This window comes from Bradyrhizobium sp. 160, from assembly GCF_023073735.1.
Taxonomy (GTDB): domain Bacteria; phylum Pseudomonadota; class Alphaproteobacteria; order Rhizobiales; family Xanthobacteraceae; genus Bradyrhizobium.
This window is the reverse complement of record NZ_JADPKD010000013.1, coordinates 40,757-62,103: the sequence shown is the minus strand read 5'-3', so window position 1 is coordinate 62,103 and position 21,347 is coordinate 40,757. Positions and strand designations below refer to the sequence as shown.

The 21,347-nt window shown below is 64.2% G+C and carries 17 protein-coding genes and 1 pseudogene; 10 read left to right on the top strand and 8 right to left on the bottom strand.

Annotated features, from left to right (window positions below; all coding sequences use genetic code 11):
• Window positions 1–13: 13 nt before the first annotated feature.
• Both IVA98_RS06400 and IVA98_RS06395 read left to right on the top strand, forming a co-directional pair.
• Window positions 14–1,705, top strand: a complete 1,692-nt coding sequence (locus IVA98_RS06400) for a benzoate-CoA ligase family protein (RefSeq protein WP_247354501.1) — start codon at window positions 14–16, stop codon at window positions 1,703–1,705.
• A gap of 15 nt (window positions 1,706–1,720) precedes the next feature.
• On the top strand, window positions 1,721–2,182 hold the full coding sequence (locus IVA98_RS06395) for a RidA family protein (protein WP_247354500.1): 462 nt from the start codon (window positions 1,721–1,723) through the stop codon (window positions 2,180–2,182).
• A gap of 16 nt (window positions 2,183–2,198) precedes the next feature.
• On the opposite strand, the pseudogene IVA98_RS37155 reads toward IVA98_RS06395, so the two are convergent.
• From IVA98_RS37155 to IVA98_RS06380, 3 genes and pseudogenes are all read right to left on the bottom strand, one after another.
• Window positions 2,199–2,382, bottom strand: a pseudogene (locus IVA98_RS37155) (CBS domain-containing protein); the annotation flags it as partial.
• Window positions 2,383–2,384: 2 nt separating this feature from the next.
• Window positions 2,385–3,356 carry a CHAD domain-containing protein gene (locus IVA98_RS06385; protein ID WP_247354498.1) on the bottom strand — a complete coding sequence of 324 codons (972 nt, stop codon included), beginning with the start codon at window positions 3,354–3,356 and terminating at the stop codon, window positions 2,385–2,387.
• A 26-nt stretch (window positions 3,357–3,382) separates the two neighbouring features.
• On the bottom strand, window positions 3,383–4,915 hold the full coding sequence (locus tag IVA98_RS06380) for a bifunctional aminoglycoside phosphotransferase/ATP-binding protein (protein ID WP_247354497.1): 1,533 nt from the start codon (window positions 4,913–4,915) through the stop codon (window positions 3,383–3,385).
• Between the two features lie 342 nt (window positions 4,916–5,257).
• On the opposite strand from IVA98_RS06380, the gene IVA98_RS06370 reads away from it, so the two are divergent.
• A complete protein-coding gene (locus tag IVA98_RS06370) occupies window positions 5,258–7,951 on the top strand; it encodes a bifunctional acetate--CoA ligase family protein/GNAT family N-acetyltransferase (RefSeq protein WP_247354496.1) in 2,694 nt (897 codons plus the stop codon).
• 292 nt (window positions 7,952–8,243) lie between these two features.
• On the top strand, window positions 8,244–8,972 hold the full coding sequence (locus IVA98_RS06365) for a Crp/Fnr family transcriptional regulator (RefSeq protein ID WP_247332784.1): 729 nt from the start codon (window positions 8,244–8,246) through the stop codon (window positions 8,970–8,972).
• Window positions 8,973–8,976: 4 nt separating this feature from the next.
• Here the strand turns inward: IVA98_RS06365 and IVA98_RS06360 are convergent, their stop codons facing one another.
• Window positions 8,977–9,759 carry a cyclase family protein gene (locus tag IVA98_RS06360; RefSeq protein WP_247354495.1) on the bottom strand — a complete coding sequence of 261 codons (783 nt, stop codon included), beginning with the start codon at window positions 9,757–9,759 and terminating at the stop codon, window positions 8,977–8,979.
• Between the two features lie 302 nt (window positions 9,760–10,061).
• On the opposite strand from IVA98_RS06360, the gene IVA98_RS06355 reads away from it, so the two are divergent.
• From IVA98_RS06355 to IVA98_RS06340, 4 genes are all read left to right on the top strand, one after another.
• On the top strand, window positions 10,062–11,033 hold the full coding sequence (locus IVA98_RS06355) for a TRAP transporter substrate-binding protein (RefSeq protein WP_247354494.1): 972 nt from the start codon (window positions 10,062–10,064) through the stop codon (window positions 11,031–11,033).
• A 67-nt stretch (window positions 11,034–11,100) separates the two neighbouring features.
• Complete coding sequence (locus IVA98_RS06350; RefSeq protein WP_247280616.1) at window positions 11,101–11,646, top strand: TRAP transporter small permease; 546 nt, start codon at window positions 11,101–11,103, stop codon at window positions 11,644–11,646.
• Window positions 11,637–12,929, top strand: coding sequence for a TRAP transporter large permease (locus IVA98_RS06345; protein WP_247354493.1), 1,293 nt, complete (start codon window positions 11,637–11,639; stop codon window positions 12,927–12,929). Before IVA98_RS06350 ends, IVA98_RS06345 begins: the two co-directional genes overlap by 10 nt.
• A 22-nt stretch (window positions 12,930–12,951) precedes the next feature.
• Window positions 12,952–13,758, top strand: a complete 807-nt coding sequence (locus IVA98_RS06340; RefSeq protein WP_247280618.1) for an SDR family NAD(P)-dependent oxidoreductase — start codon at window positions 12,952–12,954, stop codon at window positions 13,756–13,758.
• Between the two features lie 14 nt (window positions 13,759–13,772).
• On the opposite strand, the gene IVA98_RS06335 is transcribed toward IVA98_RS06340, so the two are convergent.
• Genes IVA98_RS06335 through IVA98_RS06320 form a run of 4 tightly spaced genes read right to left on the bottom strand, consistent with a single transcriptional unit; the run spans window position 13,773 to window position 18,057 of the window.
• Entirely contained in the window at window positions 13,773–14,471 is a 699-nt protein-coding gene (locus IVA98_RS06335; RefSeq protein ID WP_247354492.1) for a molybdate ABC transporter substrate-binding protein, read from the bottom strand.
• Window positions 14,468–16,600: a xanthine dehydrogenase family protein molybdopterin-binding subunit gene (locus IVA98_RS06330; protein WP_247354491.1), complete on the bottom strand. Its 2,133-nt coding sequence runs from the start codon at window positions 16,598–16,600 to the stop codon at window positions 14,468–14,470. Before IVA98_RS06330 ends, IVA98_RS06335 begins: the two co-directional genes overlap by 4 nt.
• Entirely contained in the window at window positions 16,597–17,067 is a 471-nt protein-coding gene (locus tag IVA98_RS06325; protein WP_247354490.1) for a (2Fe-2S)-binding protein, read from the bottom strand. The genes IVA98_RS06330 and IVA98_RS06325 overlap by 4 nt, the downstream gene beginning before the upstream one ends.
• A gap of 15 nt (window positions 17,068–17,082) precedes the next feature.
• The gene (locus IVA98_RS06320; RefSeq protein ID WP_247354489.1) at window positions 17,083–18,057 is read right to left on the bottom strand and encodes a tripartite tricarboxylate transporter substrate binding protein; all 975 of its coding nucleotides are present in this window, start codon (window positions 18,055–18,057) and stop codon (window positions 17,083–17,085) included.
• A 234-nt stretch (window positions 18,058–18,291) separates the two neighbouring features.
• Between IVA98_RS06320 and IVA98_RS06315 the strand changes: the two genes are divergently transcribed.
• Both IVA98_RS06315 and IVA98_RS06310 read left to right on the top strand, forming a co-directional pair.
• Window positions 18,292–20,382: a molybdopterin oxidoreductase family protein gene (locus tag IVA98_RS06315; RefSeq protein ID WP_247332795.1), complete on the top strand. Its 2,091-nt coding sequence runs from the start codon at window positions 18,292–18,294 to the stop codon at window positions 20,380–20,382.
• Window positions 20,383–20,518: 136 nt separating this feature from the next.
• The gene (locus tag IVA98_RS06310) at window positions 20,519–21,301 is read left to right on the top strand and encodes an enoyl-CoA hydratase/isomerase family protein (protein WP_247303486.1); all 783 of its coding nucleotides are present in this window, start codon (window positions 20,519–20,521) and stop codon (window positions 21,299–21,301) included.
• Window positions 21,302–21,347 lie beyond the last annotated feature (46 nt).

The window sequence follows — 21,347 nt, the reverse complement described above, 5'->3', positions numbered from 1 at the left end:
AAAGGAGCGTGCGATGGCCAACGCTGCCAAGGTTCAAGTGTCGGGTTCGTGTGACGGCAATGCTGCGACGGCCCATGTCGATACGTTCGCGCGGCAACATCTGCCGCCGCGCGAGCTCTGGCCCGAATTCATCTTCACGCGACCGGAGCTGCGCTATCCCGCGCGATTGAACTGCGTCAGCTATTTCCTCGATCGCTGGGTCGAGCAAGGCCACGGCGATGCGCCTTGCGTCATCAGTCCTGCGGTCAGCTACACCTATCGCGAGCTGCAAGCGCTCGTGAACCGCATCGCCAATGTGCTGGTCGGCAAGCTGGGTCTCGTGACCGGCGGACGCGTGCTGCTGCGCTCGGCCAACAATCCGATGCTGGTCGCGACCTATCTCGCGGTCATCAAGGCCGGCGGCATCGTCGTGGCGACCATGCCGCTTCTGCGGGCCAAGGAGCTATCATATCCGATCCAGAAGGCGGAGATCGGGCTCGCGCTGTGTGACGGAAAGCTCTCCGAGGAGATGGAGAAGGCGAAGGCCGCGGCGCCCGGCCTCAAGCACGTGGTCTATTGGGGCAATGGCGCGGCCGATTCGCTCGAAGCGCTGATCGCGGATGCGAGCCCCGAGTTCAGGGCTGTCGATACCTCGTCCGACGACGTCTGCCTGATCGCCTTCACCTCGGGCACGACAGGCGATCCCAAGGGCACCATGCATTTCCACCGGGACATGCTCGCGGTCTGCGACGGCTATGCGCGCAACATCTTGCGCGCCGAGCAGAAGGATCGCTTCGTCGGCTCGGCACCGCTCGCCTTCACCTTCGGCTTCGGCGGCGTGTTGTTTCCGATGCATATTGGCGCCTCCTTCGTGGTGCTGGAGAAGACGACGCCGGACGACATTCTGAATGCGATCGAGCAGTACAAGATCACGGTCTGCTTCACTGCGCCGACCGCATATCGGGCCATGCTCGGCAAGCTCGCCGGCCGTGACATCTCCTCGCTTCGCAAATGCGTCTCCGCGGGCGAGACGCTGCCCAAGCCGACATTCGAGGCCTGGCTGAAGGCCACCGGCATCAAGCTGATGGACGGTATCGGCTCGACCGAATTGCTGCACATCTTCATCAGCGCGACCGAGGACGAGATTCGCCCAGGCGCGACCGGCAAGCCGGTGCCAGGCTATGAGGCCAAGATCGTCGACGATGAAGGCCGTGACGTGCCACCGGGGACGATGGGTCGTCTCGCCGTGCGCGGCCCGACCGGCTGTCGCTATCTTGCCGATGAGCGACAACGGAAATACGTCCAGAACGGCTGGAACATCACCGGCGATACTTATGTGATGGATAGCGACGGCTATTTCTGGTACCAGTCGCGCTCCGACGACATGATCGTGTCGGCGGGCTACAACATCGCAGGAACCGATGTCGAGGCGGCGCTGCTCACGCATCCGGCGGTCGCCGAATGCGGGGTGGTCGGCGCGCCGGACGAGGCACGCGGCATGATCGTGAAGGCGTATGTCGTCGCCGCGCCTGGTGTCACGCCGGACGCGCAGCTCGTGACCGAATTGCAGGAGCATGTCAAACGCGAGATCGCGCCATATAAATATCCGCGCGCGATCGAATTCGTTGCGCAACTGCCAAAAACCGAGACCGGCAAGTTGAAGCGCTTTGCCCTGCGTCAGCTGGCGCAGGCTGCAGCGACGTCCTCCGGCGTCGCTGCGGAATGAGAGAAGGATAGAGAATTGTCCGTGACGTCAAAAGGCCCGCAGCTCGCGGTGCTGCCGACAGCAGCCGAGCAGGAAATCCGCCCCAAGGCGCAGATCCTCCAGCCATCTGGCTGGCCAATGCCGAAGGGCTATGCCAACGGCATGGCTGCCGAGGGACGCATCGTCGTCACCGGCGGGGTGATCGGCTGGGATGCCGAAGAGCGTCTCGCGGACGGCTTCGTCGCGCAGGTGCGCCAGACCCTGAGCAACATCGCTGCGATCCTGGCCGAAGCCGGAGCACGGCCCGAGCACCTCGTGCGCCTGACCTGGTATGTCGTCGATATGGACGAATACCTGGCCAATCTGAAGGAGTTGGGCAGGGCCTACCGCGAAGTCTTCGGAGCGCACTATCCTGCGATGGCCCTGGTTCAGGTGGTCCGTCTCGTCGAGAAGGCGGCGCGCGTCGAAATTGAGGCCACCGCCGTCGTTCCTCGCTGAGCTCGGCCGTCCGGCGGCGCCCGCGCCTGCGTCCGGTGCTGATTTCGCTACGACGGATGAAAATCTCCTTCCGAGACGACGCCGACCAGCTTGCCGGTATCGACGACGACCATAAGGCCGCTGACATGCCGCTTCAGCATGATGTTCGCGGTCTCGACGATGCTGATCTTGGGGGTAACCGAGATGACCGACTGCCTCACACCTAATTCTCAGGCTCTGCGTTCGGCGCGAGGTCGGAGGAGCGGAAGGGCTTGGCTCTGTCCAGTTTGCGGTAGGCCGCCGCGGCGGTTCGCAACAGCTTCTTTTCCCGTTTGCGGTCGAGGAAGCGAGTGCCGGCCTCGAAGCCGACACCATTCAGCGACGCCGCCAGCGTTTGCCCTCGCGCATCATCATTCAGTTGCCCGAGAGATCTTTGCGCCTTGCGCAATTGCTTGAGGATGGACTTCTGCTTCGTCGCCGCCCCGTCGGTGAACAGATCCGCCAGCGATTCGACCGAATAGGTCATCCGCTTATTGAGCAGCCGCAGCTTGTGCCGCTTCTCGACGTCGAGCTTGCCCAGCTTTCGCGCTTTCTTGAGCAGCGTCGTCTCCCACTCGGTCAATCGCGCTGTCGCATGCTCGGCGAGCGAACAGCGACGCAATCTGATGGCTTCCTTGCTGCGCCGCGTCGACCACGGGCCGCTCTCGATCCAGGCCGAGGTCTGCTCGACCAGGCGGCGATAGCGTGCGGATTGCAGCGCGCGCGCCAGCAGGCGGTGGCTCTCGGCGCGCTTCTCGTCCCAGTGCTGGAGCTCGGCGATCACGGCGAGCTCGTCGCCACTTTCGGCGACGACCCGCTCGATCGCCACGTCGAGGTCCCGCACCATGCCGAGCTGGCTGTTGAGCCATTTCAGCTCGGCCCAGACAGTCGGCCGCAGCGCGTCGTCGAGCATCGGCGAGAAGAAGCGGATGGCGGTGCGCAGATGTGTCAGCGCGATCCGGATCTGGTGCAGGGCATCAGGATCGCCGCGGCAGGTGCCGTCGTGCTGGGCGAGGACGGCATCAAGGTGACGGCGTGCGATGATCCGGAACGCCGTGTCGCAGGCCATGCCGGAGCTGAGGCGGCCGGGCAGGGCATTGCGCCGTGTTGCCGGCATTGCGCGGGCGGCCGTCGAGGTCGTGCTGGGTCGCGCCATCCTTGCCCGCGTCAATCAGATTGCCTTTATTTGCCCTCAGCGATTGCGTCCCGGCAGCTCTGGAGCGTTTGCTCCTGTGTACCGGATGCATCGATGGTTGCCCAACCGACATGACCGATATTATAGCGCTCTTGCTGCGCGGCAACCTCTTGCGTGGCGTCGGATGCATCTCCCCGGCGGCTTCCGATGCGCGCCTGCCGGGTCGCGAGGTCGGCGACGAGGAAAAAACCGTTCAGCGGCACGTTGCGCTCGCGCGCCAGTGCGGCGATCGCGTCTCGTTCGCCCTCGGCGGCGAATACGCCGTCGATGATCGCCGAATGGCCTTGCGCCAGCACGCGCCGGGCGTACTGAGCCAAGGTGTCGTAGACGCGGGCCGTGACCTCTGGCGTGTATGCGAATGGTGGCAGTCGCTGCGTGTCCTTGACTCCGAACATCTGCTTGCGGACGATGTCGCTGCGCAGCACGATCGCCCCCGGCTGTGGCGCGACGACCGATGCGAGCGCGCGCGCCAAAACCGTCTTTCCGGTGCCGGACAGTCCCCCGACGGCAATCAGCCGCGGAGCTGGGGGGTGGATCACCGCCCGGGCGAGGCCGAAATAGCGCCGTGCATCGTCAAGGATGCCGGCATCATCAGAACGCGGCAGCTTCAGCCGTGCCAGCGCCACCTGAGCGCGGATCGCCGCCCGGATCGACATGAACAGCGGCAGGACGGAGAGCGCGTCGAGATTGTCGGCTGGCGTCGCAGCGAGATATCGGTTCAGGACAACGTTGGCCGCGCGTGCTTGATCGTGGTGCAACAGGTCCATCAGCGTGAATGCGAGATCGTAGAGCACGTCGACTGTTGCCATCTGCGCATCGAACTCGATGGCGTCGAACAGGACCGGCTGTTCGCCGATCAAGACGATGTTCGCAAGATGCAGGTCCCCGTGGCAATGCCGCACGAAGCCGCGGTGGCTGCGCGCTTCGAGCAAGGTGCGGAGGCGCAGGAACATCGCGTGCGAGGCTCTGCCGAGCTGCGCGATTTCTTCGGCGTCAAAACGATTATCTTTTCCCAGGCCATTGCTGTTGCCATCGATCAGACCAGGGATGGAGGAAATCCACGCCCTGCCGTGGGAGTGGCCTGCCGCCGCATGCGAAGCCACGATCGCGTCGGCGGCGGCCGAGGCTAGATCGTCATCCAGCGGGCCGGCCTTGGCCAGATGATCCAGCGTTTGGCTTTCGTCGAAGCGCGACATCTCGACCGCATACTCGATCGGCCGGCCGGGGCCGCCGATCTGCACCGACCCATCCGGCTCCTCTGTGATCGCCACGACGCGGTGATAGATCTGCGGCGCCAGCGGCCGGTTGATCCTGATCTCCTCCTCGCAGGCCGCCTTGCGCTTGTCGAGAGTCGAATAGTCGAGGAACGGAAACTGCACGGCCCGCTTGATCTTCAGCGCGCGGTCGCCGTCGAGAAACACCGAAGCTGCGTGCGTATCGATCCGCCTCACGCCCGGATGCGTGGCGGAATTGGTGAGAGCCGCAAAGATCCGGTCCTGGGTCGCGGACTCGTCTGTCATTCCTGCTGGCACATCCAGATGCGTCGGACGGCACTCCGGCCGCAATCAGGTTACCCCCTGGAACGAGATGGTGGCCAGTCCTTGACTTTGGTCAACGTCCCTCCAAGCTGCCGGTACCGCGCTTGACGGAGATCAAGCGTCGCGACGAAAGCCGGACTACTCTGGCGGCCAAGGAAAAGCGATCTGCCATCATTCGCGTCTGAACGGGATCGTTAGGGGCGGTGTGATAAAGACCGTCATTGGCCAGCCATCCTGCTGGGTTATGATCTCGCACTAAACTGAACAGTTTGCGGCCCGATCTTCCACCATCGGAACCGCCAGCGACCGGGCGCATTTGCTTTCATGTCGACCTACCGCCTCAAGAATCTGCTGTCGCCGCGTTCCCTCGCGCTGGTCGGCGCGAGTGCCCGCCCGGTCTCCGTGGGACGCGCCGTCCTGCAGAACATCCGCAGCGCAGAATTCAAAGGGGAATTCGGCCTGGTCAATCCGCGTCACGCCGAGATCGGCGGCATAGCCGCGGTGAAGAATCTGGACAGGTTGGACTTCGTCCCCGAGCTCGTGATCATTACTGCGCCGGCGCAGGAAGTTCCCGGCATCATCGACCAGGCCGGACGTCGCGGGTCGGCGGGCGCGCTGATCGTCTCGGCCGGGCTCGGCCACGGACCGGGATCCCTCCACGAGGCTGCTATCACTGCTGCCCGCAAATACGGCATGCGGCTGATTGGTCCAAATTGTCTCGGCATCATGATGCCTGGAGTGAGCCTCAATGCCAGCTTCGCAGCACACATGCCAGGCGCGGGAAGTCTCGCGCTGATCTCGCAATCGGGCGCGATCGCGGCCGGCATGGTCGATTGGGCGGCGCAGCGCGGCGTCGGTTTCTCCGGCATTGTCTCGATCGGCGATCAGATCGATGTCGACCTTGCCGATTTGCTGGACTATTTCGCGATGGATCACAAGACCCGCGCGATCCTGCTCTATATCGAAGCTATCAAGGACGCTCGCAAGTTCATGTCGGCGGCGCGCGCCGCCGCGCGCGTGAAACCGGTCGTCCTGGTGAAGTCCGGCCGGATGGCGCAGGGGGCGAAGGCCGCGGCCACGCATACCGGCGCGCTCGCCGGCGCCGACGCCGTCTATGACGCGGCGTTCCGCCGCGCGGGCGCGCTGCGGGTCTCCGATCTGCGCGAGCTGTTCGATTGCGCCGAGACGCTCGGCCGCGTTGAATCGCCGACGGGCAAGCGCCTTGCTATCCTGACCAATGGCGGTGGCATCGGCGTCCTTGCCATCGATCGATTGGTCGAGCTTGGCGGAATCCCGGCGCCGATCTCGGCGGACGGGCGCAGGAAGCTCGATGACGTGCTGCCGCCGACCTGGTCCGGTGCAAATCCCGTCGACATCGTGGGCGACGCCGACGCCTCGCGCTACGCGGCGGCGCTGGAGGTGCTGCTCGCCGATCCCGACAATGATGCCGTGCTTGTCCTCAACGTGCAGACGGCGATCGCCTCAGCGGCCGACATCGCCACGAGCGTGACGGAGTTCGTCAGAAAATACCGCGAGCAGCACCGCCAGTGGGCAAAGCCCGTCCTTGCCGCCTGGGTCGGAGCCGATCAAGACATCATTCGGACGCTCTCCGGCGGGGGCATTCCGAACTACCCGACCGAGGACGATGCCGTGCGCGGCTTCATGCATCTGGTCCGGCACCGCGAGGTGGTGGAGGAGCTGAGCCAGGTTCCGCCGGCGATGCCCGATACGTTCGTGCCGGACGCGCCGGCCGCGAAGCGGATCGTCACTGCTGCGATCGCCGACGGCCGCAAATGGCTCGAGCCGGTCGAGATCAAGCACCTGCTCGAAACCTACGAAATCGCGATGGTGCCGACCTATGCTGCGACCAATGTCGAGCAGGCGGTGGCCTATGCGAGCGACATGTTCGCGCAAGGCCTGACTGTCGTGCTGAAAATCATGTCACGTGACATCGTCCACAAATCGGATGTCGGCGGCGTCGTTCTCAATCTGACCACGCCGGATGGGGTGCGCGCGGCTGCCACCGATATTCTCGACCGGGCCAGAAAACTGCGTCCCGAAGCCCGCATCGGCGGCGTCATCGTGCAAGCGATGGTGGTCAAGGCGAAGGCGCGCGAGCTGATCCTCGGTCTTGCCGATGACCCCACCTTCGGCACCGTCGTCGTCTTCGGCCGGGGCGGGACGGCTGTGGAGATCATCAACGACAAGGCGCTTGCGCTTCCGCCGCTCGACCTGCAACTCGCCCGCGACCTGATCGATCGCACGCGCGTGTCGCGGCTGCTTCGCGCCTACCGAGACGTACCGGCAGTGAAGCCGGATGCCGTCGCCATGGTGCTGGTCAAGCTGGCGCAGATGGCCGCTGACATTCCCGAAATCCGCGAATTCGACATCAACCCGCTACTCGCGGACGAAACCGGTGTGACCGCGGTCGATGCCCGCGTCGCCGTGGCTCCGCCGCAGCGGAAGTTCGCCGGCTCCGGCCCGGCCAATTTCGCCGTTCGGGCCTATCCGTCGCAATGGGAGCGCCGCCTGGTACTGAAGGACGGCTGGCGCATCTTCGTGCGGCCCTTGCGCCCCGAGGACGAGCCGACCATCCACGAATTCCTGCGTCACGTCACGCCGCACGACCTCCGCCTGCGCTTCTTCGCGCCGATGAAGGAGTTCACCCACGAGTTCATCGCGCGCCTGACCCAGCTCGACTATGCGCGTGCGATGGCCTTCATCGCATTCGCCGAGGAGACCGGTGAGATGGTCGGCGTCGTCCGGCTCCACTCGGACTCGATCTACGAAAGCGGCGAATATGCCATCCTGCTGCGGTCCGACCTCAAGGGCAGGGGATTAGGATGGGCCCTGATGCAGCTGATCATCGACTACGCGAAGTCGGAAGGGCTCAAGACCATATCGGGCGACGTGCTCCAAGAGAACATCGTGATGCTCGAGATGTGCCGCCAGCTCGGCTTCGCGGTCAAGCCGGATCCGACCGAACCTGATATCTGCGAAGTCAGGCTGAAGCTCTGAGCTTACCCGCTAGGAGGGGCTTCAGCCCGAGATGTGACAGACCCGTTGGCCAACCGATGCCCGACCGGTATCGGGCGTTCGGCAGCGCCTCAACGCAATCGCGACTTGCACTGCCTGCAATTTTGCAGCGATCTAAATGCATGGACGCATCCTTCGGTTGCCGCCCTTTCGCCTAGCCGGGGCATTTTCGCGGCATTTGCCTAAAACCGCGCCCATGCTTTCCGGTTGAAAAGCCTGATAACGTTGACTACGCAGGAACCTCGATGCCTCGCAGTCTTAGGAGCCCCGTGGCGTGCCTCAGGACAAGACCGGCGACCCCCGACAGTCAGCGGGCAACAAGCTATCGGTTCTGCGCAAGCACCCGATCTTCGCGGATCTGGAGCCGGAGGCGCTCGATCAGCTCTGCCGCTATGCCAAGCACACAACCGTGAAGCGCGGTGCGACGATCGCCGCCAAGGGCGATCCCGGCAACAATCTGTTCGCGGTGATTTCGGGAACGGTGAAGATCTCCTCTTCGTCGCCGGATGGGCGGAATGCCATTCTCAATCTGATCGGTCCCGGAGAGATCTTTGGCGAGATCGCGGTGCTCGACGGCGCGCCGAGGTCGGCCGATGCGACCGCGAACACCAATTGCGAGCTCTACATCATCGATCGCCGGGATTTCCTGCCATTCGTGAAGAGCCAGCCGGCGCTGGCGATGAAATTCATCGAGCTGCTCTGCGCGCGCCTGCGCTGGACCAGCCAGCAGGTCGAGCAGGTGATCCTGCAGAACCTGCCGGGCCGGCTTGCCAGCGCGCTGATCGGTCTCACCGAGGAGCGCAAGTTCGACTCCGGCAGCGGCACACTCGCGATCACCCAGCAGGAGATCAGCGAGATGGTGGGCATGACGCGCGAGAGCATCAACAAGCAATTGCGCGTCTGGGCCGGCCGCAATTGGGTTCGTCTCGAGCACGGCGCCATCGTCGTGCTGGATATCGATGCGCTGCGCGAACTCGCGGAGAGCGGCCTCTCCGGCGAGTGATATCTCAGACCTGATCGTCGACGATGGCGACCGCGCGGGTCCAACCGGCGGAGGCGCGTTCGATCTTGACCGGGAAGCATGAGACCGTGAAGCCGGTCGAGGGCAATTGATCGAGGTTGTGCAGCTTCTCGAGATGGCAATAGCCGATGTGCCGCCCTGCCTTGTGGCCTTCCCAGATCAGGCCGGCATCCCTTGTTTCGGCATATTTCTTCGCGGTGTAGACGAACGGCGCGTCCCAGCTCCAGCCATCGGTGCCGGTCAGGCGGACGCCGCGTTCGAGCAGGTACATCGTGGCCTCATAGCCCATGCCGCAGCCGGAATTGACGTAATCGGCTTGGCCGAATTTCGCGCCGGCGCTGGTGTTGACGACGACGATCTCCAGCGGCGCCAGCGTGTGTCCGATCCGTTTCAGCTCCTTCTCGACGTCCCCGGCGCTCGCCACGTAGCCATCGGGCAGATGCTGGAAGTCGAGCTTCACGCCGGGTTGAAAGCACCATTCCAACGGCACTTCGTCGATCGTCCACGACCGTTCGCCCCGGTTCATCGTCGGATGGAAGTGCCAGGGCGCATCGAGATGCGTCCCGTTGTGGGTCGACAGCGCGACCTGCTCGACGGCCCAGCCCTGGCCATCCGGAAGGTCTTCCGCCTTGAGGCCATCGAAGAACTGCAGCATGCGCGGCAGCCCTTGTTGGTGATCGATGTACTGGATCGTCGGATGGTTGCCTGGCGGATCGGCAGTCACGTCGTTTCGGAGCGGCACTGAGATATCGATCAGCTTCCGCGGCATGGGCATTTTCCTCGATATGGTCCGCTGTTTCGAACATGTTGAGGGGGCTCGGTAGGCGGCGTCAAGTCACGTGCCGGCGACGTCGAGCCAGCCCACCGTGCCCACCAGAATGCGAATTGCGCCCGAAATTGATCGATGCAAGTCTTGCATTGATCAATGCTGGATTTGGCTTGGACTCAGAATGCCGCCCGCCCTACGGACGACATTGGCGCTTGACTTCACACCTGAAGTGGAGCGACCCAAGGCGGCCCGCAGCCGGCCGACAACGACATAATCAACTCAATCGACCAGGAGGAAAGCAGATGAAGACGCTCACCGGTATCATCACAGCCCTTGCCTTGGCGGTCTCAGCGCCCCTGGCGACCGCACGCGATTTCCGCTCCGCCGACATCCACCCCGTCGATTATCCGACCGTCGAGGCCGTCAAGTTCATGGGCAAGCAGCTCGCGGCGGCGAGCGGCGGCAAGCTCGGCGTGAAGGTGTTTCCCAACGGAGCCCTGGGCTCCGAGAAGGATACCATCGAGCAGCTCAAGATCGGCGCTCTCGACATGATGCGGATCAACGCATCGCCGCTGAACAATTTCGTGCCGGAAACCATCGCGTTGTGCCTGCCTTTCGTCTTCCGGGACACGCAGCACATGCGCACCGTCCTTGACGGTCCCATCGGCGATGAGATCCTGGCGGCGATGGAGCCGGCGGGACTGGTCGGACTTGCCTATTACGATAGCGGGGCCCGGTCCATCTACACCGTTAAGGCACCGGTCAAGTCGCTCGCCGACCTCAAGGGCCTGAAGATCCGCGTCCAGCAATCCGATCTATGGGTCGGCATGATCCAGAGCCTCGGGGCCAACCCGACGCCGATGCCTTATGGCGAGGTCTATACCGCGCTCAAGACCGGCCTCGTGGACGCTGCCGAGAACAACTGGCCGTCCTACGAGTCCTCGCGCCATTTCGAGGCCGCCAAGTTCTACAACGTCACCGAGCACTCGCTGGCGCCGGAAGTTCTCGTGATGTCGAAGAAGGTCTGGGACACGCTGAGCAAGGAAGATCAGGCGATGGTCCGCAAGGCGGCCAAGGAATCGGTGCCTGTCATGCGCAAGCTCTGGGACGAGCGCGAGCAGGCCTCCCGCAAGACGGTCGAGGCGGCCGGCGTTCAGGTCGTGACCATCGCCAACAAGGCGGAATTCGTCGAGGCGATGAAGCCGGTCTACACGAAGTTCGCCGGTGACGAGAAGCTCCAGAGCCTCGTCAAGCGCATCCAGGACACGAAGTAAGCACAGCGGTGCCGGGTCCGGAGTCGCCCTGCGTTGCGACGCCGGACCCTCGCGCGGGAGGGACGGGATGACAGATCCACACGTCGCAAGCCACGAGGCGGTCGCCGGACGCCCGTCCACCGGCTTGCTGTCGCGGATCAATGCTCCCGTCGCGCGCGCGGGCATGTATCTGTCCGTGACCGGCCTGCTCGGCATCGTCATCATCGTGTTCTATCAGGTGTTCGGGCGTTACGTGCTCAATTCGAGCCCGACCTGGACGGAGAACCTTGCGCTGGTTCTGATCCTGTATGTCACCTTGATCGGCGCCGCTGTCGGTGTGCGCGATGCCGGACACATCGGCATGGACAGTCTGCTTGTGATGCTTCCGGATTACATTCGGGAAAAGATCGAGCTCGTGATCCACGTCCTGGTGGCCGTGTTCGGCATTGCGATGGCCTATAACGGCTGGATCCTGGGGGCGTCGGTTGGAACGGTGAAGATCCCCAATCTCGGCCTGCCCGAGGTGATCCGTTACGTGCCGCTGATCGCCTCCGGTGTCCTGATCGTCTCCTTTTCAATCGAGCATATCGTTGCTCTCCTGCGCGGCGAAGAGGTCGTCCCCTCATGGAACTGATCATCCTCGGCGCCACGTTCTTCGGCTTCCTGGTCCTCGGCGTCCCCGTCGCCTTCGCGATTGGCCTCTCGGCGATCTGTACCATCCTGTACGAAGGTCTGCCGGTTGCCGTCATCTTCCAGCAGATGATGTCGGGGATGAACATCTTCTCGTTCCTCGCCATTCCGTTCTTCGTCTTCAGCGGTGAGCTGATGCTGCATGGCGGCGTCGCCGACAAGATCGTGCAGCTCGCCAAGAATCTCGTCGGGCACATCCGCGGCGGGCTCGGCATGTCCAACGTTGTCGCCTGCACGCTGTTCGGCGGCGTCTCCGGCTCGCCTGTGGCCGACGTGTCGGCGATGGGCGCGGTGATGATCCCGATGATGAAGAAGGAGGGGTTCGACACCGACTACGCCGTCAACGTCACCACCCATGCCTCGCTGGTCGGAGCCTTGATGCCGACCAGCCACAACATGATCATCTATGCCCTGGCCGCCGGCGGCAAGGTCTCGATCGGCGCGCTGATCGCCGCCGGCCTGCTGCCGGCGCTCGTGCTGATGGTGTGCATGCTGGTTGCCGCCTACGCAGTCGCGGTGAAGCGCGGCTATCCGGCCGGCAAGTTTCCGGGCTGGGCCGAGGTCTTCCGCTCGCTCGCCGCCGCGCTGCCTGGCCTTCTGATTGTCGGCATCATCCTGGCGGGCATCCTATCCGGCGTCTTCACGGCCACTGAATCGGCAGCCGTCGCGGTCACCTACACGATCCTGCTGACGTTCTTCATCTACCGCACCATGACCTGGGGCAACTTCCTGCGTGCCGCCGCCAAGGCGGTGAAGACGACCGGCGTGGTGCTGTTGCTGATCGGCGTCTCCACCATGTTCCAGTATCTGATGGGGCTATATGAAGTCGCCGATCTCGCCGGCGCGATGATGAGCAAGGTCTCGACCCAACCCTGGGTCATCTTCCTGCTCATCAACGTCATCCTGTTCGTGCTCGGCACGTTCATGGACATGGCCGCGACCATCCTGATCTGCACCCCGATCTTCCTGCCGATCGCGATGAAGGCGGGCATGGATCCGGTGCAGTTCGGCATGCTGATGCTGATCAATTGCGCGCTGGGGCTGAACACGCCACCGGTCGGAACGACGCAGTTCGTGGGCTGCGCCATCGGCGGCATCTCGGTCGGCGCGGTGATGCGCACCATCCTGCCGTTCTATGCCGCCCTGATCGCAGCACTGATGTTCGTGACCTACGTCCCTGCGTTCTCGCTGTGGCTGCCCCGCCTGCTGATGGGCTACAAGGGATAGCAGCATCAGGGAGAAGCTATCAGTGACGGACTATCGCAAGCTTTTCGATCTCACCGGCAAGACCGCAGTCGTTCTCGGCGCCGCATCCGGCATCGGCAAGTCGTCGGCCGAGGCGCTGGCCGGGCTCGGTGCCCGCGTCGTTTGCGCCGATCGCGCGTTTGATGCGGCGGAAGCGACCGCCGCCGGCATTCGGGACAAGGGCGGCTGGGCGGAAGCGGCGAGCTGCGACGCCGCAAGCGCCGCGGACGTCAAGGCGCTGGCCAAAACCGTGATGCAGAAGTTTCCGCGGCTCGACATCGCCGTGACGACGCCCGGGCTCAATATCCGCAAGACCATCCTCGACTATACCGAGGAGGATCTCGATCGCGTCCTGAACCTCAACGTCAAAGGCACGGTCTGGTTCTTCCAGGCCTTTGGGCGCATCATGGTCGAGCAGAAGGGCGGCAGCATCATCGCCTGCTCCTCGGTGCGCGCAGTCACGATCGAGCCGGGCCTCGGCGTCTATGGCTCGACCAAAGCGGCGATCGGCCTTCTGGTGAAGGGCTTTGCCTCCGAGGTCGGGCATGCCGGCGTGCGCGTCAATGCGATCGCGCCGAGCATCGCCGAGACCGCGTTGACCGGCCCGTTCAAGCAGCGGCCTGACATCTACAATCTCTACGCCGGCCATACCGTATTCAACCGCTGGAGCAGCGCCGACGAGGTCGCCACCGCGGTGGCCTATCTCGCCTCGGACGCCGCGAGTTATGTCAGCGGCAGCACGATGTTCATCGACGGCGGCTGGACGGCCGTGGACGGCCCACCGACAGGCCTTACCCAGCTACACAAATAGGCGGCCATCTGCATCTAGCCGGTAAAGCCCACGCGCCGGCGCAGCTCCTTCTGCTCTGCGCCAGTCAGCAGGGCGATCAGCGCGGCCGCCTCCTTTGGATGCGCGGCCCGCGCTGTCATGCCGGCCGTGTACATCGTCACGAGCTCGCAGCCCGGCGGCAGCGATCCCGATAGCGCGATGCCGTCGGTTGCGATGATCTCGGTCGCCTGCGTGCAGCCGATCGGCGTTTGCGCGGTGGACGCCGCGAGCTCCCGCATCGCAGTCGCGCCGTTCGCAAAGATCATGAGGCGTGACGCGACCTCATAGCCAATACCGAGCTGATCCAGCACCTTGGCGACATGCTGTCCCGCCGTCGAAGCCTTGGTATCGGGGACGTAGATCGCATCGGCGCTCCGTAAGACCTCACGCAGATCGGATTCGGTCCTCACCGTCACCCCGGGATCTCGGTTGCGGACCGCCAGCGCAGTCTCGACCTGGCCGATATCAGCGATCGAGGAGGCCGTGACAAGCTTTTCCCCGATGAGCTTTGCAAGAAGGGCTTGCGTCAGGATCACGAGGTCCGCAGGTTTTCCCGCGCGCAACTTGTCGGCCATGATACCGACCGCGCCAAATTCGCCGTCAATGCCGAAGCCGGTCTGCGCGTTAAAGGCGTCGGTGAGGCCGCGCACCAGTCCTTGCGCTGCGCCGCCGCTCAAAATGTTCACTGTCGTCACGATGCAAGCTCCGCAGCTGCAATGATCCTGTCGCGCGTGATTGGCAGGTCGCGCACACGCACGCCGAGGCAGTCGTAGACCGCATTGGCGATCGCGGCCGTCACCGGGCCGTGCGCGGCCTCACCGGCGCCAACTGGCTCGGTCTCCGGCCGCTGGATGAGCTCGACATCCACTGCCGGCACTTCGCTGAATCTCAGGATCGGATAGTCGGTCCAGGACGTCGATGTAATTCGCGCCCGCTCGAAGCGGACACGCTCCTTCAGCACCCAGCTCGTTGCCTGGATCGCGCCGCCCTCGATCTGGTTGATGACGCCGTCCGGATTGATGGCTTCGCCAACGTCGACGGCAAGCGTCAGCCGCTTCACGCGGATGTCGTCGGTGCCTTCGATTTCGGCAATCGCGGCGCAGTAGGCTCCCATGTTCTTATAGCGCGCAAAGCCGACGCCGTGACCGATGCCGGTTCGCTTCTGCGGTTTCCACGCCGCGCGTTGCGCAGCGGCGCGGATGACGTCCTTGGCGCGCTCGTCGCGCAGATGGCGCAAACGGAATGCGATCGGGTCCTCGCCGCGCAGGGCGGCGATCTCGTCGAGCAGGGATTCGATGGCGAACACATTGCCTTGTGCGCCGAGGGTCCGCAGCGCCGAGGTGCGTACCGGCATCGTCAGCAATCGGTGGCTCGTGATCGTCCAGGCCGGGAGGTCATAGAGTGGAACGGAGTTGCGATCAGCGCCGCCGCCATTGGCGACCGGCGGGTTGGACGAGATCATGCGCGGGTACGGGTTTGCGATCTCAGTCGCGGCAAGCAGCGCCGGCTGCGCCGCGCGCCCCGGCCGCGCCGCGTGGCCGTTGCTCCAGATGGTGTGACGCCAGCCGACGATCTCGTTGTCGGCGTCGACATCGGCCTCGATCTCGATAGCCATGGCCGCACCGAACGGCGCATGGGACATCTCGTCATGGCGCGACCATTGCACCCGCACCGGATGGCCCACGGCAGCCTTTGCCAGCAGCACGGCGTCGAGCGCGACGTCGTCGGCCGCGTTGTGTCCGTAGCAGCCGGCGCCCTCCATGTGCTCGACGACGATGTTCCCGGCCGGCAGCTTCAGCACGATCGCGAGATCGGCGCGCAGCAGATAGACGCCCTGGCTGTGGGTCCAGACATGGACGCGATCGCCATCCCATTGCGCCATGGCGCAGGACGGCGCGATCGAGCCGTGTGCGATGTAGGGGCGGGTGTATTGGCGGCGCAGGGTTTGGGCCGGCTTGTTCGTCGCCGCTCCGGTCCTGATCTCGATGATGGTGGTCTCGACCGGCTGGCTTCTTAGGAAGCCCGTCAAATCATCTTCATCGGGCAGCGCATCGCCGGCCGACCATGTCGCGCCCTTGCGTAAGGCTTTCAGAGCGGCTTCCGCCGCTGCCTCGCTGTCAGCAACCACGCCGGCAAAGCCGCCGTCGCGAACGATCGTGACGAGAGCGGGGACAGCGCGCGCAGCCTCCTCATTGAGCGCAGTCAATCTGGCGCCCGAGACATCCGGCCGCAGCACGCGTCCGTGCAGCAGGCCCGGCAGTGCCCAGTCGTGGATGAAGCGCGGCCGCGCGAACACCTTGTCGGGAATGTCGACGCGCTGCACGGAATGTCCGGCGACGAGACGCTCGGTGGCGCTTTTCGCTGTCGCGCCCGCGGTGACGTCGTGGTCCAGCGAGACCTCGCCAGCCAGCTCCCAATAGCTGGTGCTGACATTGCCCGGTCCCGAGATCGTGCCGTCATCGATACGGAGCAGCGCCGCATCGACGCCGAAGCGCTCCGATGCAGCAGTGAGGAAGCGCTGGCGCACCTCGGCGCAGGCGTGGCGCAGTGCGCGGCCGGATTGCTGGATCGACAGGCTGCCCGAGGTGACGCCTTCGTTCGGGCTCATTGCCGTCGAGGCGCGGATCATCTCGATCCTGATGATATCGAGATCGAGCTCGTCCGCCGCAATTTGCGCCAGCGCCGTCACGATGCCCTGGCCGATTTCCACTTTGCCGGGCGAGATCGCTACCCGGCCGTCGGCGGTGAACCGCACCCAGGACGATAGTCTTGGATTGGCCGCGAGGCTGGCCGACAGCTTCGGGGCAGGGGACGACACATTCATGACGTCGCCATCTCCGATGCCGCCCGCAGCACGGCGCGGACCATGCGGTTGTGCGATCCGCAGCGACAGAGATTGCAGTCCAGCACGGCTCTAACCTCGGCCTCCGTCGGTGACGGATTGCGCTTCAGCAGCGCCGCAGCGCTGATCAGAATCCCCGATACGCAATAGCCGCATTGCATCGCCTGTTCGCAGACGAAGGCACGTTGCAGCGCGTGCGGTTGCTCGACCGTGCCGAGGCCCTCCACGGTGATGACGTCCTTGCCGGCGACCGACCACATCGGCATGTCGCATGAAGCCATCGCGCGGCCGTCGATCATGACGTAACAGGCGCCGCACTCACCGGCGCCGCAGCCGAAATGCGCACTGTTGACACCGAGCCGGCTGCGCAGCACGTCGAGCAGGATCTGATCAGGATCGACATCCACGGCCATCGCTGCGCCGTTGAGCTGGAATTGAATGGCAGGCATTCTCGCGCTAAGGCCTCACGACTTGTCGAACTTCTTGACCACGTCGGCCCATTTCTCGATGTCGCCGCGCAGGAATTTTTCGAACTGTTCCGGCGTCATCGACATGGGCACGGCACCTTGTTCTGTCCAGAGCCTGATGATGTCGGGCCGCTTTACCATTGCGTTGACGGCCGCGTTGAGCTTGTCGATGACAGGCTTCGGCGTCCCCGCCGGCGCCATCAGGCCGAGCCAGATCGTCGCCTCGTAGCCAGGCACCCCGGCCTCGATCGCGGTCGGCACGTTCGGCAGCACGGCCGAGCGCTGCTTGCCGGTGGTGGCGAGCGCGCGGACCTGGTTCTCACCGATGTTCGGCGCCATTGCCGGCACGGCGTCGATCATCATCTGCACCTGTCCGCCGATCACGCCGCTGCGCGCCTCGCCACTGTTGCGATAAGGCACATGGACGATATCGACGCCGGCCATGACTTTGAACAGCTCGCCGGCCATGTGATAGGGCGTGCCCTGGCCGGAGGAGGCGTAGTTCAGTTTGCCTGGCCGCGTCCTAGCGAGCGCGATGAATTCCTGCAACGTCTTTGCTGCGACTTGCGGATTCACCACGATGACGAGATCGGAAGAGTTCACCGGCGCGATCGGCGCGAGATCGCGCATCAGCTCGTATTTGCGCTTGTCCCCCGTCAGCAGGGATTCGTTCGCGGTCTGGGTATTGGACATCATCAACAGCGTGTAGCCGTCGGCGGCCGCCTTTGCCGCTTCGACCGTGCCGATGACGCCGCCCGCGCCGGTGCGGTTCTCGATCACGAAGGGTTGGCCAAGGCTTTCCTGGAGCACGTTGCCGATCAGCCGGGCCGCGACGTCCGCAGGCCCGCCGGCGCCAAAGGGCACGATGATGCGGACCGAGCGGGTCGGATAATCCTGTGCCAAGGAGGAGGCCGCGGAGAACGCGGCAAGCACGCCGGCCGCCAGAGCCTGCATGAATCTTCGGGCTTTCATGCCCACCTCCCTGATGTCGTTCTTGTTGGCCGGCACTGTAGCGGCAGGGGATGTGGACTGTCGACCGCTCACAAAGCCGATCGTGCCGGGAATGTCGCGACCGTCTCGTTGTGGCCGCGCCGCTCTTCGCAGTCGCGGCAGGAACCGGAAGCGCACGTGATCTGAGCAAATCGCATGGGAATTGCCGGATAAATGCCCTCGGCTGACGGGCATTTTGGTGTTACGAACTGGGACATGAACCAGCACGCCAAGATCGAAATCCGCCATTCGACCTGCCCGCATGATTGTCCCTCGGCCTGTGCCCTCGATGTCGAGGTGGTCGAGGGCCGCAGCATCGGCCGGGTCCGCGGTTCGAAGCAGCAGACCTATACGGCCGGCGTCGTCTGCGCCAAGGTCGCCCGCTACGCCGAGCGCATCCATCACCCCGAGCGGCTGACGTTTCCGATGCGCCGCATTGGGCCGAAGGGTTCTGGGCAATTCGCACGGATCTCCTGGGACGAGGCGCTGGATGAGATTGCCGATCGCTTCAATCAAGCCGAGCGCGAATTCGGCGCGGAATCGGTCTGGCCCTATTACTACGCCGGCACCATGGGCCTCGTGATGCGCGACGGTCTCAATCGCCTCACGCATGTGAAAAAATATTCGCGCTTCTATCAGACCATCTGCGCCAATGTTGCGCGCATCGGGTTCGCGATCGGCACCGGCAAGATCGCCGGCGTCGACCCGCGCGAGATGGCGCTGTCCGACCTCGTCGTGATCTGGGGCACAAATCCCGTCAACACCCAGGTCAACGTGATGACGCACGCCTCGCGCGCGCGCAAGGAGCGCGGCGCCAGAATCGCTGCGGTCGACATCTACGACAACGAGACCATGAAGCAGGCCGACATCAAGATTCTCCTGCGACCCGGCACCGACGGCGCGTTTGCCTGCGGCGTGATGCATGTCCTGTTCCGCGACGGCTATGCCGACCGCGCCTACATGGACAAATACACCGATTGCCCTGATGAGCTCGAGGCGCATCTGAAGACGCGCACACCCGAATGGGCCTCGGCCATCTCAGGCGTGCCGGTGGCCGAGATCGAGGCCTTTGCCAAGGCCGTCGGCGAGACCAAGCGGACCTTCCTGCGTCTCGGTTACGGCTTCACCCGCTCGCGCAACGGCGCGACGCAGATGCATGCGGCGCTGTGCATTCCCGCCGTGACCGGCGCCTGGCAATATGAAGGCGGCGGCGCCTTCTTCAACAATTACGCGCTCTGGCATTTCAACGAATCCATCATCGAAGGCCACGATGCGATCGACAAGACCACGCGCGCGCTCGACCAGTCGCAGATCGGCCGCATCCTCACCGGCGATGCCGAAGCCCTGCAGGGCAGGGGCCCGGTCAAGGCGATGCTGATCCAGAACACCAACCCGATGACGGTGGCGCCGGAGCAGGCGCTGGTACGGCAGGGCTTTGCGCGCGAGGATCTTTTCGTCGCGGTGCACGAGCAGTTCATGACCGAGACCGCCGAGATGGCCGACATCGTGCTGCCGGCGACCATGTTCATGGAGCATGACGATCTCTATTACGGCGGTGGCCATCAGCACATTTCGGTCGGGCCCAAGCTGATCGACCCGCCCGGCGAATGCCGCTCCAATCACGAGGTGTTGCAGGGGCTGGCGCCGCGGCTTGGTGCGAAGCATCCGGGTTTCGACATGACGCCCCGCGAACTGATCGACGCGACGCTCAAGCTCAGCAATCACGGCGACATCGCCGGCTTGGAGGCTGATATCTGGCGCGACCTGCAACCCGATTTCCGCACCTCGCATTATCTCGACGGCTTCGCCCATGCCGACGGAAAGTTCCATTTCAAGGCTGATTGGGCGCATCCGCCGTTCGGTCAGACGATGGGCGATTTCGACAAGATGCCGTCGCTGCCGGATCATTGGGCGGTGATCGAGCACACGGATCAGGCCCATCCATTCCGCCTCGCGACCAGCCCCTCGCGCAGCTTCCTCAACACGACTTTCAACGAGACGCCGTCCTCGCAGGCGCGCGAGGGCAGGGCGAGCGTGATGATCCATCCGCTGGATGCGACCGCGCTCGGCATCGTCGACGGCGATGCGGTGACGCTCGGCAACGGCCGTGGTGAGAGCACGCTGGTCGCAACGCTGTTCGAGGGCGTGCGGCGCGGCGTTCTGATCGCCGAATCCGTTCACCCGAACAAGGGCCATATCGGAGGCCGCGGCATCAACATGCTGACGGGCGCGGACACCATCGCGCCGATTGGCGGGGCGGCATTCCACGACAACAAGGTCTGGATCAGGAAGGCGGCCGCGGGCTGAAGCACACTGTCGCTTCGATTGCTCTCTAAATTTGTGTCGAGGCGCTAAAGCTCCGCCTCGCCGCAGATTGCGCTTGCACCTCGCGCCCGAGCTGCCGCAAATGACAGCAAAACCGGGCCAAGGAAGCGAGCGTGCCATGAGCGACACCACAGCCGTCATTACCGAGAAGCGCGGGCAGGCGCTCTGGATCACCATCAACCGGCCGGAGAAGCGCAACGCGCTGAACGGCGATGTCATCGCCGGCATCAGCAAAGGCTATCGCGACGCGCATGACGACAAGGACGTCCGCGTCATTGTGCTGACGGGCGCGGGCGACAAGGCGTTCTGCGCGGGCGCCGACCTGCAGAATTCCGGCGCGGCTTTCGCGATGGATCATTCCAAACCAAATGTCGACTATGCGGATCTGCTACGTTTGTCACAGAACGCCACCAAGCCTGCGATTGCGCGGGTTGGCGGCGTCTGCATGGCCGGCGGCATGGGCCTATTGTGCATGACCGACATGGCGGTTGCAGCCGATCACGTCATCTTCGGCCTGCCGGAGGTGAAGGTCGGCGTGTTCCCGATGCAGGTCCTGAGCCTGCTGCAGAGGATCGCGCCGCCGCGGCTTGTCAACGAATGGGCGCTCACGGGTGAGCCGTTCGATGTCAAGGCGGCGCAGGCCGCGGGCCTCCTCAATTACGTCGTGCCTGCGGCCGAACTCGACGCCAAGGTCGACTGGCTGATCGGCCGCATCGTCGACAAATCGCCGACCGCGATCCGCCGCGGCAAATACGCCATGCGCGCCATCGCATCGATGTCTTTCGACGAGAGCATCGCCTACACCGAAAGCCAGATCGCGCTGCTCGCGATGACCGAGGACGCCAAGGAGGGATTGAAGGCGTTCAGCGAGAAGCGATTGCCATCTTGGACCGGAAAATAGGCGATCATGTCAGGGCACGGTTGGATGCTGTGGTCCTTCAAAGCAG

Coding starts and splice junctions, on each gene's coding strand:
- IVA98_RS06355 (WP_247354494.1), top strand. CDS start 10,062: ATGAAGACGCTCACCGGTATCATCACAGCCCTTGCCTTGGCGGTCTCA.
- IVA98_RS06325 (WP_247354490.1), bottom strand. CDS start 17,067: ATGCCTGCCATTCAATTCCAGCTCAACGGCGCAGCGATGGCCGTGGAT.
- IVA98_RS06360 (WP_247354495.1), bottom strand. CDS start 9,759: ATGCCGCGGAAGCTGATCGATATCTCAGTGCCGCTCCGAAACGACGTG.
- IVA98_RS06345 (WP_247354493.1), top strand. CDS start 11,637: ATGGAACTGATCATCCTCGGCGCCACGTTCTTCGGCTTCCTGGTCCTC.
- IVA98_RS06310 (WP_247303486.1), top strand. CDS start 20,519: ATGAGCGACACCACAGCCGTCATTACCGAGAAGCGCGGGCAGGCGCTC.
- IVA98_RS06320 (WP_247354489.1), bottom strand. CDS start 18,057: ATGAAAGCCCGAAGATTCATGCAGGCTCTGGCGGCCGGCGTGCTTGCC.
- IVA98_RS06400 (WP_247354501.1), top strand. CDS start 14: ATGGCCAACGCTGCCAAGGTTCAAGTGTCGGGTTCGTGTGACGGCAAT.
- IVA98_RS06385 (WP_247354498.1), bottom strand. CDS start 3,356: ATGGCGCGACCCAGCACGACCTCGACGGCCGCCCGCGCAATGCCGGCA.
- IVA98_RS06330 (WP_247354491.1), bottom strand. CDS start 16,600: ATGAATGTGTCGTCCCCTGCCCCGAAGCTGTCGGCCAGCCTCGCGGCC.
- IVA98_RS06315 (WP_247332795.1), top strand. CDS start 18,292: ATGAACCAGCACGCCAAGATCGAAATCCGCCATTCGACCTGCCCGCAT.
- IVA98_RS06380 (WP_247354497.1), bottom strand. CDS start 4,915: ATGACAGACGAGTCCGCGACCCAGGACCGGATCTTTGCGGCTCTCACC.
- IVA98_RS06350 (WP_247280616.1), top strand. CDS start 11,101: ATGACAGATCCACACGTCGCAAGCCACGAGGCGGTCGCCGGACGCCCG.
- IVA98_RS06370 (WP_247354496.1), top strand. CDS start 5,258: ATGTCGACCTACCGCCTCAAGAATCTGCTGTCGCCGCGTTCCCTCGCG.